The sequence below is a fragment of the Streptomyces sp. NPDC088762 genome (assembly GCF_044750905.1).
Lineage (GTDB): Bacteria > Actinomycetota > Actinomycetes > Streptomycetales > Streptomycetaceae > Streptomyces.
Window position 1 is genome coordinate 136198 of sequence record NZ_JBIVKT010000002.1, and the last position, 12734, is coordinate 148931.

General features: G+C 71.0%; 14 protein-coding genes and 1 pseudogene. 5 read left to right on the top strand and 10 right to left on the bottom strand.

Annotated features, from left to right (window positions below; genetic code table 11):
• Window positions 1-34: 34 nt before the first annotated feature.
• Entirely contained in the window at window positions 35-487 is a 453-nt protein-coding gene (locus ACIP5M_RS05320) for a DUF6153 family protein (RefSeq protein WP_401192140.1), read from the bottom strand.
• A gap of 48 nt (window positions 488-535) precedes the next feature.
• Window positions 536-2626: a SpoIIE family protein phosphatase gene (locus ACIP5M_RS05325; protein ID WP_401192143.1), complete on the bottom strand. Its 2091-nt coding sequence runs from the start codon at window positions 2624-2626 to the stop codon at window positions 536-538.
• A 306-nt stretch (window positions 2627-2932) separates the two neighbouring features.
• Between ACIP5M_RS05325 and ACIP5M_RS05330 the strand changes: the two genes are divergently transcribed.
• On the top strand, window positions 2933-3502 hold the full coding sequence (locus ACIP5M_RS05330) for a hypothetical protein (protein WP_401192144.1): 570 nt from the start codon (window positions 2933-2935) through the stop codon (window positions 3500-3502).
• A 72-nt stretch (window positions 3503-3574) separates the two neighbouring features.
• Here the strand turns inward: ACIP5M_RS05330 and ACIP5M_RS05335 are convergent, their stop codons facing one another.
• Together ACIP5M_RS05335 and ACIP5M_RS05340 are read right to left on the bottom strand one after the other, a co-directional pair.
• Window positions 3575-4318, bottom strand: coding sequence for a carbonic anhydrase (locus ACIP5M_RS05335; protein ID WP_401192146.1), 744 nt, complete (start codon window positions 4316-4318; stop codon window positions 3575-3577).
• A gap of 127 nt (window positions 4319-4445) precedes the next feature.
• Window positions 4446-5378 (bottom strand): annotated as a pseudogene (locus tag ACIP5M_RS05340) (AMP-binding protein); the annotation flags it as partial.
• Between the two features lie 24 nt (window positions 5379-5402).
• Here ACIP5M_RS05340 and ACIP5M_RS05345 point away from each other — a divergent pair.
• Complete coding sequence (locus ACIP5M_RS05345; RefSeq protein ID WP_401192148.1) at window positions 5403-6857, top strand: recombinase family protein; 1455 nt, start codon at window positions 5403-5405, stop codon at window positions 6855-6857.
• Between the two features lie 22 nt (window positions 6858-6879).
• Here the strand turns inward: ACIP5M_RS05345 and ACIP5M_RS05350 are convergent, their stop codons facing one another.
• The 3 genes from ACIP5M_RS05350 to ACIP5M_RS05360 all read right to left on the bottom strand — a co-directional run bounded on the left by ACIP5M_RS05350 (window position 6880) and on the right by ACIP5M_RS05360 (window position 8365).
• A complete protein-coding gene (locus ACIP5M_RS05350) occupies window positions 6880-7026 on the bottom strand; it encodes a hypothetical protein (protein WP_401192150.1) in 147 nt (48 codons plus the stop codon).
• Window positions 7027-7600: 574 nt separating this feature from the next.
• Window positions 7601-7825, bottom strand: coding sequence for a transposase (locus tag ACIP5M_RS05355; protein ID WP_401193513.1), 225 nt, complete (start codon window positions 7823-7825; stop codon window positions 7601-7603).
• 42 nt (window positions 7826-7867) lie between these two features.
• On the bottom strand, window positions 7868-8365 hold the full coding sequence (locus tag ACIP5M_RS05360; protein WP_401192151.1) for a DDE-type integrase/transposase/recombinase: 498 nt from the start codon (window positions 8363-8365) through the stop codon (window positions 7868-7870).
• Between ACIP5M_RS05360 and ACIP5M_RS05365 the strand changes: the two genes are divergently transcribed.
• Window positions 8364-8546 (top strand): hypothetical protein, encoded by a 183-nt coding sequence (locus ACIP5M_RS05365; RefSeq protein WP_401192154.1) that lies wholly within the window; start codon window positions 8364-8366, stop codon window positions 8544-8546. The two genes, ACIP5M_RS05360 and ACIP5M_RS05365, sit on opposite strands and share 2 nt — an antisense overlap.
• Window positions 8547-9050: 504 nt before the next feature.
• Window positions 9051-9404 (top strand): hypothetical protein, encoded by a 354-nt coding sequence (locus ACIP5M_RS05370; RefSeq protein WP_401192156.1) that lies wholly within the window; start codon window positions 9051-9053, stop codon window positions 9402-9404.
• A 90-nt stretch (window positions 9405-9494) separates the two neighbouring features.
• On the opposite strand, the gene ACIP5M_RS05375 is transcribed toward ACIP5M_RS05370, so the two are convergent.
• Window positions 9495-9692 (bottom strand): hypothetical protein, encoded by a 198-nt coding sequence (locus tag ACIP5M_RS05375; protein WP_401192158.1) that lies wholly within the window; start codon window positions 9690-9692, stop codon window positions 9495-9497.
• 353 nt (window positions 9693-10045) lie between these two features.
• Between ACIP5M_RS05375 and ACIP5M_RS05380 the strand changes: the two genes are divergently transcribed.
• Window positions 10046-10336, top strand: coding sequence for a hypothetical protein (locus tag ACIP5M_RS05380; RefSeq protein ID WP_401192161.1), 291 nt, complete (start codon window positions 10046-10048; stop codon window positions 10334-10336).
• On the opposite strand, the gene ACIP5M_RS05385 is transcribed toward ACIP5M_RS05380, so the two are convergent.
• Together ACIP5M_RS05385 and ACIP5M_RS05390 are read right to left on the bottom strand one after the other, a co-directional pair.
• Window positions 10333-11583, bottom strand: coding sequence for a serine hydrolase domain-containing protein (locus tag ACIP5M_RS05385; RefSeq protein WP_401192163.1), 1251 nt, complete (start codon window positions 11581-11583; stop codon window positions 10333-10335). The two genes, ACIP5M_RS05380 and ACIP5M_RS05385, sit on opposite strands and share 4 nt — an antisense overlap.
• 78 nt (window positions 11584-11661) lie before the next feature.
• Complete coding sequence (locus ACIP5M_RS05390) at window positions 11662-12672, bottom strand: TetR/AcrR family transcriptional regulator C-terminal domain-containing protein (RefSeq protein ID WP_401192165.1); 1011 nt, start codon at window positions 12670-12672, stop codon at window positions 11662-11664.
• Window positions 12673-12734: the final 62 nt, after the last annotated feature.

Consider the following 12734-nt stretch of genomic DNA (forward strand, 5'->3'; position numbering starts at 1 on the left):
GAGAGGGCGTGGGCCGAAGGGAGGGGCGGCCGCCCTATATGCGCAGGAGCTGCAGTTCGCTCAGAGACGGTGGAGCGCGTCCGCCGAAGGCGGCATCGGGAACGAGCCCGCGCCCGGGCGTCGTCGGACCGTGGACCGTACCGGGCAGTGCGGCCGGTACGGGCAGGACGGGAGAACCCGCGACGCCGGCGGCGGCGCAGGTCGCATCGGCGTGCTCGGCATGCCCGCCGCCGCTCCCGCCGTCCGACGGATCACCGGCGTGGACGCACCCGTCGTGCGCGGCAGCGGCCCCGGCACCGTGGTGCCCGTCGTGCGCCGCCGCGGCCCCGGCACCGTGGTGCCCGCCGGCGGAGGTGTGTGCGGCCGCGGGGACGCCCCCAGGGCCCAGGCCGTGCATCGCGACGAGCCCGAACAGCACGGCCGGCACGAGCAACAGGCAGGAGAGCAGCCCGAAGCGCACCACCACTCGCTGCACCTGCCGACTCATACCCCGCATCGTAAACGGCCCCTCCCGGCCCTGCGGGCCCGGGACCGTCTACTGCGTCTCGTAGGGGCGGACCCGGGCGATGACCAGGGCCACGTCGTCGTGGTCGTCCGGGTGGCGCAGGGAGTCCAGGAGCCGGTCGCACGTCTCCTCCAGCGTCCGGCCGGTGCCGGCGAGGAGCTCCAGCATCAGGGAGAGGCGGTCGTCGATGGGCCGGTCGCGGGTCTCGACCAGGCCGTCCGTGTACAGGACCAGCTGGTCGTCGGGCTTCATCGGGACCGTGGTCGCCTCGAAGGGGATCCCGCCCACGCCCAGCGGTGTGCCCGTGGGCAGGTCGAGCAGCCGGGGTGCCCGGCCCCTGCGGATGAGGACGGGCGGCAGGTGTCCGGCGACGGCTATCCGGCACTCGGCGCGGTGCGGGTCGTAGACGGCGTAGATGCAGGTCGCGATCGTCTCGTCCAGCCCGGCGGTGGTGCTGTCGAGGTGCTGGAGCACCTGGGCGGGGTCCAGACCCAGCTCGGCGAGCGTACGGGTTGCCGTGCGCAGCTGGCCCATGCTGGCGGCGGCGTTGATGCCGCTGCCCATGACGTCGCCGATGACGATGGCGGTCATGTCGTTCGGTTGCGCGATGGCGTCGAACCAGTCGCCGCCGATCTCGCTGGTGGCCGCCGCGGGCTGGTACCGGTAGGCGACTTCGAGGCCCGGGGTGGCCGGCGGGTTGTGCGGCAGGAGGTGGTGCTGGAGGGCGAGCGCGGTGTGGTGCGCGTTGCGGTACCAGCGGGCGTTGTCGATGCACACGGCGGCGCGTGCGGCCAGCTCGCCCGCCAGGATGATGTCGTCGTCGTCGAAGGGCAGCGGGTTGCGCGTCCGCTTGAGGTCGAGCGCCCCGAGGACCTCGCCGCGGGCGATCAGCGGCACGGCCAGGTAGGAGCGCAGGCCGGCGCGGGCCAGGAGGGCGGCCGCGTCGTCGTTGCGGGCGATGCGCGACAGGTCCCGGGCGTGTACGTGCGCCACGAGCACCGGGTGCCCGGTCGTCACGGACTGCGTGACCAGCCGGTCCGCCTCGTAGCGGGCGATGTCGCCCGGCGGGTCCGCGGCGCGCACGGCCTCGCTGGGGTAGGCGGCCGCCACGGCCAGCGCCCGGAACACGGCCGGCCCGCGGGCCGTCTGGGCCACGCTGGGACGGCCCTCCAGGACCGAGTCCAGGATGTCCACGGCCGCCACGTCGGCCAGCTCCGGCACGACGACATCGGCCAGCTCACGGGCCGTCTGGTCCAGGTCTAGGGTGGTGCCGATGCGGACCGTGGCGTCCGCGATCATGGCGAGCCGGCGGCGGCTGTGGCCGATCTCCTTGGCCGCCTGGTGACTCTGGGTGACGTCCACGACCGAGGTGGCCACGCCCAGCACGCTGCCGGCGGCGTCCTCCAGCCGGTAGTACGACACCGACCAGGCGTGCTCGGCGCGCCGGTCGGCGTGGGTGTGGCCGGCGGTGAACTGCTCCAGGAGCGGGGTACCGGTGGCCAGCACCTGCCGCATCGCGGCCTCGACGGCCTCCGCGTCGTCCAGGAACGACAGCGCGTCCCGGACCCGGCGGCCGATGTGCGCGGCGGCCGGCAGCCCGTTGATGCGCTCCAGCATCGGGTTGACCAGCACGTACCGCAGGTCGGTGTCCAGCACCGCCAGCCCGATCGGCGACTGCGCCACCAGGCGCGCCGAGAGGGCGAGGTCCCGCTCCAGGTGCCGCAGCCGGGCCCGGTCGGTCGCGATGCCCAGGGCGTACCGGTCCCCGCGCTCGTCCAGCAGCCGCATGTTGCGGAACTCCACGAGCGTGGAGCTGCCGTCCTTGTGCCGTACGGGGAAGGCCCCCGCCCAGTCGCCCGCCCCGCCCATCACCCGGGCGAACAGCTCCAGGACCAGGTCCACGTGGTCCCGGGAAGCCAGCAGCTTGGCGGCCGGGCGGCCCAGCGCCTCCTCGGCGGTCCAGCCGAACAGCTGCTCGGCCTGCGGGCTCCACAGGGCGATGCGCCCCTGTTCGTCCAGGACGACCGCGGCCACGTTGAGGACGTCGAGCAGTCCGCTGGGCGGGACGAGACCGGCCACCGCGCGGTCGACGTCAGCCCTCGGCGCATCGGCTGCATCCATGCGATGGCTCCTTCCGGCCGTCGGCCCGGCGCCGGTGGGACCTGTGGCGGACGAGCCTCGCGGGGCTACCCCCATCGTCTCTCGGGAGCCGTGGTCCTACAGCGCGGCGCCGGCCGCGCCTGCCACCGCGAGCGTCCGGTGCACGGGAAAACCCCGCGCCACCTGGCCGTATCGGAGAAACCTCCAAGATCTCCTCGGGGGCCGCTGCGGTGACGCAGAGCGGCGGCTTCCCTGCCCGGTGCCTGCCCCGGCGATACGGTCGCCCCTCCCGGCCCAGCCGAGCGCGCGGCCGCCTATGCTGCGGCGGTGCCCACACCCTCCGCAACTCCCAAGTACCCGCGCGCCGGGCTGGTCGTGCTCGTCCTGCTGATCCTCGTCCCGGCGGCGGGCCTCGGAGCGTGGAGGTGGTGGGAGAGGGCGCGCGCCGGGGAGTTCACGGCCGATCCGCACTCCTGCGAGCTGGTGACCCCGCAGACGATCCACCGGCTGGTGCCGACCGCGCTCGGCGGCCGGGAAGATGCCGGCGCGTGCACCTGGGCCGCCCCGCGCGTGCAGGGCACGTACCGCTCCAACGTCCACCTGCGGCCCTTCCGGCTGACCGTCGACCTGGCCCGTGAGGACATGCGCGAGGACCGCGCCGACGCGTCCGGCTGGGAGACGGACACCGTCGAGGACGTGCCCGGCATCGGGGAGGAGGCGTTCCTGCGCTTCCGGAAGACCTCGCCGGGTGATCCCGTCTCGGCGCAGCTCTGCTTCCGGCGCAGCAACCTGGTGCTCTGGCTGACCTACGCACGGAGCGATGACGACCGTCAGGCCGCCCGGGCCGGCGCCATCGACGCCGCCCGCGAGGCGGCCGGCCGGCTCCGCTCCGGCTGACGGGCCGGCGGGCCTTACCGGACGGGCCCTTCCGGACGCCCCGGCGTGCGTCGCGGGGCGCCGCCACCGCCCTCAGGACAGGGTGCGTACGCGCTGGTCGCGCAGCTCGTAGCGGGCGGCGACCACGGCCAGCCGGCCCGAGGCCACCCTGCCCGCCAGGTCCGCCTCGGCGGCCAGCCGGTCGCGTACGGAGCGCGCGTGCGCGTTGATCGTGGCATCGACGCGGGCCTGCCCCTGCTGGCCGTGGTCGATGGAGGGGCGTATCTGGTCGGCGAGGTACTGGATGTGCGCGGGCAGCGGCTCTCCGGTCTCCTCCGCGTGGACCGCGGCGCCGACGGCGCCGCACGACTGGTGGGCCAGGACGAGCACCAGCGGTATGTCCAGTTCGAGGACCCCGTACGCGACGCTCCCCAGGACCGCCTCGTCGAGCACCTCGCCCCCGGACCGGACGGTCATCAGATCGCCCAGCCCCTGGTCGAAGACGAGTTCGGGCGGCACCCGCGAATCGATGCACCCGAGCACGAGCGCGAACGGCTGCTGCCCCTGGGTGAGTTGGCGGCGCAGGTACGCCGACTCGTGCGGGTGCTCCTGGCGCAGGGTGCGCCAGCGCTCGTTTCCGGCGGCCAGGCGGCGCAGTGCCTGCGCCGGAGTGGTCGGACGGGGCGCGCCGTCCGGCTCCGCGGTGGCGGCGGAGGCGGGAAAGGCGGACCCCAGGGCGAGTCCTGCCCCGGCGACCGCCGTGCCCGCCACGGCGGTGCGCAGCAGGGCGCGGCGGCTGGACTGAGAAACGGCAGGGGTTCGTCTGTTCGAATGCATGCCGGGACCGTAACCCGGCCCATGGAGAACGCAGTTGCTCCCAGGCCACAATGGCGCGATCCGATGGGGTGCGGGCCGAATGCGGACGAAAGGGTCTCACGATCCGGGCGGTCTGCCGCTCCTCGCGTCACGCGGGCGGCAGGTCCAGAAGGCGCAGCGCCGCCTCACGCATCTCGACCTTGCGGATCTTCCCGGTGACGGTCATGGGGAACTCCTCCACGACGTGGACGTAGCGCGGGATCTTGAAGTGCGCGAGACGGCCGTCGCAGTACGCGCGCACGGCGGCGGCGGTCAGCGGCTCGGCCCCCTCGCGCATCCGCACCCACGCCATGAGCTCCTCCCCGTACTTCGGGTCGGGAACACCGATGACCTGGACGTCCAGGACGTCCGGGTGCGTGTGCAGGAATTCCTCGATCTCGCGCGGGTAGATGTTCTCGCCGCCGCGGATCACCATGTCCTTGATCCGGCCCGTGATGCTCAGGTAGCCGTCGTCGTCCATGACCGCCAGGTCGCCCGTGTGCATCCAGCGGGCCGCGTCGACGGCCTCGGCCGTCCGCTCCGGCTCGCCCCAGTAGCCGAGCATGACCGAGTAGCCGCGGGTGCACAGCTCGCCCGGCTCCCCCCGGGGCACGGTCCGGCCCGACTGCGGGTCGACCACCTTCACCTCCAGGTGCGGCCCGACCCGTCCCACGGTCGACACCCGGCGCTCGACCGAATCGTCCGCGCGGGTCTGCGTGGACACCGGAGAGGTTTCCGTCATGCCGTAGCAAATGGACACCTCGGCCATGCCCATCCGGTCGATGACTTCCTTCATCACCTCGACCGGGCAGGGCGAACCCGCCATGATTCCCGTCCGCAGGCTGGACAGGTCGTACGCGTCGAAGCCCGGATCCGCCAGTTCGGCGATGAACATGGTGGGGACTCCGTAGAGCGAGGTGCACGACTCCGCCTCGACCGCGGCCAGCGTGGCCGCCGGGTCGAATGCGGGAGCCGGGATCACCATGGCCGCGCCGTGGCTCGTGCAGGCGAGGTTGCCCATCACCATGCAGAACGATCGGTACATCTTGGGGGTACCATGCCGTTCATGCAACGTCGCGGGTCAGGGCAGAAGGTCGAGTGCGATATCTACGTCCGCATCAGCCAGGATGTTACGGGCGAAGAACAGGGCGTCCAGCGGCAGGAGGAGCGCTGCCGGGCACTTTGCGCTCAGCTCGGGCTGAAGGTCCGGCACGTCTGGGTCGACAACGATCTGAGCGCCACGAAAAAGAACGTCATCCGGCCCGACTTCGAGGCCATGCTCCAGAGCAAGCCGCAGGCGATCGTGTGCTGGCACACCGACCGTCTCATCCGCGTAACGCGGGATCTGGAGCGAGTGATTGAGCTCGGCGTGAACGTCTACGCGGTCGAGGCCGGCCACCTGGATCTGTCCACGCCGGCCGGTCGGGCTGTCGCCCGCACGGTGACAGCCTGGGCCACGTACGAGGGCGAACAGAAGGCGATCCGCCAGAAACTGGCTAACCAGCAGGCCGCGCAGCAGGGCCGCCCGTACACGGCGGGCATCCGACCCTTCGGGTACGCGGACGACCACATGACGATCATGGCGCAGGAGGCTGCGGCCATCGTCGAGGGTGCGCAGATGATCCTCGCCGGGGAGTCCCTGTCGGCCGTCGCGCGCAAATGGACGGAGGCCAAGCTCTTGTCCCCTCGCAGCAAGGCCGCAGGCGCGCAGGCATGGACCCTGCGCGGAGTGAAGAAAGTGCTCATGTCCCCGCGCTACATCGGGCAGTCCACGTACCACGGCGAGGTGATGGGCGAGGGGCAGTGGCCCCCGATCCTTGATCCAGAAATCCACTACGGGGTCGTGGCCATCCTGAACAACCCGGAGCGGTTCTCGGGCGGCAAGCGGACTGGTCGGACGCCGGACAATCTGCTCTCGGGCATCGGGCTGTGCGGATACGGCGGCTGCACCGACACGGTAGGAGGTCGCGGCTACCGTGGCGTGCCGGTGTACGGCTGCACGGCTACGCACACGCGTACCCCTCGGAGCATCGCTGACGACCGTGCGAGCAAGGCGACTCTGGCCCGGCTGATGTTCCCCGACTTCCTGGGCCAGATCCTGGAGGCCCAGAACGCCCAGGACGGCGCCTCGGGGGCTCAGCTCCAAAGTCAGACCCAGGAACTGCGGCAGCGCCTCGACGGGCTGGCCCTGGCCTACGCAGAGGGCTCGATCAGCTTGTCTCAGATGACCGCTGGGTCGGCTGCGCTCCAGAAGAAGCTCGAAGCCATCGAGTCGGAGATGGTCAGCTCGGCCGGCATCCCCCCGCTCGACCCGGTGAAGGGCGTGGCTGGCCTGATCCAGGGGTGGCCCACTCTGCCGCTCCCGACTCGGCGGGCCTGGGTGGACTTCTGCGTCATCGTCACCCTGAAGCCGGCGAACGGCCGACACATGTCCTCCATGTCTGTCGATGATCACGTCACGATCGAGTGGCGGAACGTAAGCGAGAAGCAGGTACGACGAAGCCCCGGCGACCCGCGTTAGGGGGTGCCGGGGCTTTCGGCTGTCAGTTGTGGTGACCGCTCTCCAGGCGGCCGGCCTCCTGGAGGAGGAGTAGGCGGAGGTCGGCGAGCTTGTTCCGGGCCCAGACGAGCGGTTTCGCCTCCGCTCGGTCCCGAACAGCTTTGGCGCAGTAAGAGGTGGAGATACTCACCGGCAAGACCATGCGGGCTACCTCGCTGCTGAGCACATCGCCTGAGCCTTCCGACCACTTTCCATTCAGCCAGTCGTCGCCCCTGAGTAATCAAGACCCCGTCAGTCCATCGCGGCCGCCGGGTTCTCTGCGTTCGGTTACTCGGCTCGCTCGACGAGAGCGAGCGACGTACACAACCGACGGAACCTCGCATGCCCTACCCGGCCGGTGTGGCTCATGCACTCGACGTCAACCGTCGCGCCGTCTGTCGACGGCTTCGCCTTCCACTCGCATGTCATGCACTCGGCCCCGAACGTCATGCACGTATCCGGCTGCTGGGCGATCCGGTGCTTCACGTACCGCAGGACAGAGCGGGTCAGTGCGCGCCCTCTCGGGCTCTCATCGCCTCGGCCATCCGCTCGGCCACGTCCGCACGCACCATGCCTACGTGTACGTACGCCGTGCCCTTGTGGGTGACGACAGGGCGCACGGTCCTTCTCTGGGGCGCCGAGGGAGGCGAGGGCCGCCCGTAGCGCCTCGGTCGCTTCAACGGCCTGAGGTTGTTCCGGTTTGGCGGACAGGTTGTTTGTGTTGGTCAGGCTGCGTGGTTTTCGTACTCGGCTGGGGTTTGGTAGCCGAGGCTGCTGTGGAGGCGTCGGGTGTTGTACCAGCCCTCGATGCATTCGAAGATCGCGGATCGGGCGACGGACCGGCTGTGCCAGTTGCGCTGGCTGACCAGCTCGTTCTTGAGGGTGGCGAAGAACGATTCCGCGAGGGCGTTGTCCCAGCACACCCCCGTCCGTCCGACGGAGAGCCGGATGTTGTGGGCGGCGGCGAGGGTGGCGAAGGCGTGGCTGGTGTACTAGCTGCCGCGGTCGGAGTGGAAGACGACCGGCCCTTCGGGCCGGCGCTGGTGGCAGGCGGCTTTGAGGGCGTCAGCGGCCAGAGAGGTGCCCAGGTGGTCGGAGGTCGACCAGCCGACAACGCGGCGGGAGGCGATGTCGATCACTGTGGCCAGGTAGAGCCAGCCCTGACCGGTCGGAATGTAGGTGATGTCGCCGCACCAGCGGGTGTCGATAGCGGCCGGGCTCGGCTGGAAGTCGCGTTGGATCAGGTCAGGGCGGGTGACTGCGTTCGGGTCCGGGACAGTGGTGCGTTGCCCGCGCCTGCGGTGCCGGCCCGCGAGACCGGCGGCCCGCATCAGGCGGGCGACCCGGCGCCTTCCGCAGGACAGTCCCTCACGCCCGAGGGCGGCATGGATCCGCGGGGCTCCGTAGAGGCCGCGGGAGCGTTCGTCCGCCTCGGGGGCGGTGCTGAGCGGTCCACCGTGGATCGCCGGTCCCGAAGGAGCACGCCCCATGACCGTCGCCATCGCCGCCCTGTACCTCGCCCTCCTCGTCGAGGTCTTCACCCTCGCTCGCGTCGGCGTCAACGTCCTGTTCCCCGCGAAGCCTGTCGGCCGAGGAGTCCCGTACTCCGGTGCCCTGCTGCGCCACATGGCCCGCGACCGGTACGTCCGCGAGACGGCACGCAACGCCTGACGACCCCGGCCGCGTCGTCGACCGCGTGCCGGGTGACGTTCGTACATTTCCCACTTGACGTACCGGGCGCCCGCCGAAGGCGCCACTTCGCTCACCCATCAGGGGTGTCCGGGCTGCTGGTGTCTTGGCCACCCCCGAGCCTGCCGGGTCACCAAATATTTGTAATCACCCGAGTACCTTGTGTTACGTTACCAATACCGGAACGGAACTTGCCGAACCGGACAGGCTTGTTGGTGCCAGTCCCCAGCAGGTCGAAGGAGACAAGGGACCAGGCCATCCCCGCTCTGGGGTGGCAACCAGCCCCTCTTTGGGGTGGCAAACGGACACAGTGTGTCCGTGTAGTACCGAGTACCGACGCCGGACTGGGGCGACAGGGCTCGACCGACTCCTCTGGAGGCGCGTCCAGTGACGCGAACCGAAGGAAGTCATGTCACTTGCAAGCGCGGGTGACTGGTCGAGGCCGTCGCGCGTTCGCCAGCACCCGATTACAGGGAGGGAGTGCTGGTGAGCGCCAACAAGAAGAAGCTCATTGTCCTTGGGTACGGCACCCTGCTGTCCACCGTCATTTCGCTCATCGCGTGGGCCGTGTTCTACGTCAACGGCACATCCGGGCTGAACAGTCTCGCGATCGCGGGTGCTGTGCTGAGCTCTGGGCTGTTCCTCAGTCTCGGGGTCATCGCCGCGTTCAAGTTCGAGGACGACGACACGACGCCCCCGGACGGCAACACCATGACGCCCCCACCTCACGGGCCGTCCGGAGCGCCGTCGGCAGGTGATCGCGCAGGCCAGGTGCCCGATGCGCGTTCTTCGTCGATGCCGCCCGCGACGGTGCCGCCGTCGGCGGATGACCGGTCGTAGGGGGTGAACTCGTCGACGGCGATCCGCTCGCACTTGGCCTGCGGGCGGATGCCGTCGGGGTTCAGCCGGGCGCCGACCGAGCGTGACCGTTCACCAGGGGACGTGATCCCACGTCACCTTGTAGCAGTACGCGTCGCGCTGCACGTCTTGGTAGAAGTCGTAACCCTGGTCCACGTCGTCGAACTCCCTGACGTGGACGTGATCCTTGTCGGTGTCTACGTGCTTCCACGTCACTCGGTACGTGACCGGGACTCCGTCGATCTCCCATTTGCGGGTCACAGGGTTCATCTTCTTCTCTGCCACGGGCCCCCCTCGGGCTGTGAATCGAGCCGGTAGGGCTCTTCCCTGGCTGACAACGCCGTCGGTCGGCGTGCGGTTCCGGTCCGCGTCGCATGATGCCCGGAGTTGACTACGCGCCACCCGATCATGTAGGAACCTTCTTCCGCCCGATCAAGGGCGGACACCGTAGATCCCGCCGCTCGACGGCGGTTGAGCTGGACACTCCGCGAGAGTCCGCCATCCCGAGGGGCTGGCAGGGGAAGCCGAAGGCACCCCGAGCGCGAACGGTACGCGCGATCTCCCATCATCACGCCGAGGCGTAGCCGTGCGCTGCCTCGGCCTCTCGAAGGAGGTCGCAATCCGTGACATCGACTGGCTACCTGCTCGACCTGCCCGTCACTGACTACCACCTGTCCTACTCGCACATCTCCGCGGAGCTCATCGCCGCTCTGCCCGAGGGCTCAGCCGTCTCGGCCGTCCGCATGATGCCGGACGGCTCCTCGCTCCGACTGACGTCCGTTCGCAGCTACGGCGAACGGGAGCTCTGGCATGTCCCCGGACTTCGCGCCCGAGGGGTCTCGAACGAAGACCTCTCCCGAGAACTCGTCTGCGTCCTGTACCGCCCCACTGCCACCGTGGCCGCGTGGGCTTAGCGCGCGTGGCGTTCGGGGAGGTCCACCTCGGCCGGGGTCCGCGTGAAGCCGCGCGGGCCGGCCGACGCCGGGCGCCCGCCGCAGAACGCCGCTTCGAGGGTCCCGCCTAGGGCCGTGTTCGCGGTGCCCCGGTTCGAGGTGTTCGCCATGGCGGCGAGGCTGCGCCGGCCGTCGCGGGTGGCGAAGGCGTAGGTGTAGAACCCCTGCACCGTGCCCGTGTGGCCGTAGACCGAGGTGCCGCACGAAAGGTCGTACCGGCGCAGCCCCAGCCCGTAGGAGCGGGTGCCCGTGGCGTCGGTCGGGCTCATGGTGAGCATCAGGTCCAGCGTCCGCGCGGGCAGCAGGCGGCCGCCGAGCAGCGCGGAGGTGAAGGTGTTCAGATCGGCCGCGTCCGAGATCATCGCGCCGGCGGACTGCGCCCAGGACACCGTCTGTTCGGTGGAGTCGACCAGGGGCCGGCCGGCCTCGTCCGGGTGGAGGTATCCGCGGACGTGCAGCCCCTCGATCTTCTTGCCGGGATGCACGTACGAGGTGTTCCGCAGCCCCAGGGGCCCGATGATGCGGCGGCCGTACTCCTGCGCCACGGGGTGCCCCGTGGTCTTCTCGATGAGCATGCCGAGGACGACGAAGTTGGTGTTCGAGTACTGGTACGAGGCGCCCGGCTCGGTGGTCCTCGGTTCCCGGAGCGAGAGCGCCACGAGGTCCCGGTAGCCGAACACCTTGTTCCGTACGGCCTCGAAGCCCGGAACGGTCCGGGCGAACATGGCGTCCGTGTAATCGGCCAGCCCGCTGCGGTGGTTCAGCAGATGGCGCACGGTGATCCGGCCGTCGGGCAGCAGGCCCGGCAGGTGCCGGCCGACGGGATCGTCGAGCCCGATCCGCCCCTCCGAGACGAGCTGCAGCACCACGACGGCGGAGAACGTCTTCGTGACGCTGCCGATCCGGAAGCGGGCCCGCGGGTCCATGGCCGCGCCCGTGCTCCGGTCGCGTACGCCCACCGCCCGGGTCCGGACGCCGCCGGGGCCGGTGACACGGGCCATCGCACCCGGGGCTCCGGCACCGGTCGTGTCCCGCAACGCCCGTTCCAGCGCCGGGAGATCGGCGGCCGGCGCCTCGGCGGCGTGGGCGGCGGCGGCCGGGGTGACGGTGAGCGTGAGCGGTGCCACGCCGGCCACCACGGCCAGCAGGGCGGCGCAGAGGGCCAGCCGTCGGTTCGGGGACGGCGGCAGGGGCAGGGGGAGGGGCATGCGGATCCTCGACTCAGCGGGAGATACCGGGCAGGGGTACCGACCCTACGGAAGATCCACAGGCCGACGGGCGCGCGCCTACGGCGTGTTCCGCGGCTCCCGCCGGCCTTCGACGATGTCGGCGATGCCGTCGAGCAGGGGGCGCAGGCCGAACTCGAACAGGTCGTCGAGGTCCAGGTCGTAGCCGTCGGAGAAAGATGTGACCGTCCGGGTGAACACGGGATAGCGGTCCGATGTGGTGATGGCCCGCATCGAGGCGGCCTGGCGGTCCAGCCACTGGTCGTCGGTGAGGCCCGTGGCGGCCTGGGCCTGGGTCTCCCGCTCCAGGTTGACGGCGATGCCCTGGACGTAGCTGTACAGCAGCAGGTGCAGGTCGAACATGGTCACCGGGTCGAGGCCGTGGCCGTCGAGCGCGCTGAGCATCCACTCGGCGTGCACCATGAGCTGGGGCAGCATCAGGGGCCGGCTGAGCGGGTGGAGCTGCGCCAGCCAGGGGTGCCTGCGGTACAGCCGCCACATGGTGCGGCTGCCCAGTTCCAGGCGGGCCCGCCAGTCCTCGGGCGCCGGGTCGGGATAGGTCAGCTCACCGAAGGCCTCGTCGGCCATCAGCAGGACGAGTTCCTCCTTGCCACCGACGTGGCGGTACGGGGACATCGCCGCCACCCCCAGCCGGGCGGCGACTCCGCGCATGGTCAGCGCCGCGAGCCCCTCGCCGTCGGCGATGTCGATGGCCGCGCGGACGATCCCCTCGCGGGTCAGCTCGCGGTCGGCGGCCGCGGCCGGGGCGCCCGGCTTCGGGGCCCTCGGCTCCGGCGCCGGTGCCGGTGCCGAGGCCGGCGGTCGTGCCGGCGGCGGTGCTGGTTCCGCGCGCCCGGCGACCACCGTGGCGGCGCGCGGGCGCGTGATGACGAGCCCCTCCGAGCGCAGCGTGGTCAGCGCCTTGGTGGCGGTGGCCAGGGCGACGCCCCAGTCCCGGCAGATCCGGCGGGTCGAGGGGACCGGGTCGCCCGGGGCGAGTTCGCCGGCCAGGATGCGGCGCCGGATGTCGGCCGCGATGCGCAGGTAGGGCGGTTCGGACGTCTCGGTCACGAGGTATCCCTTTCCGGTCCTGGATCTCTTCCCGAATTTTTTCAGGCACGTCACATCCTGTA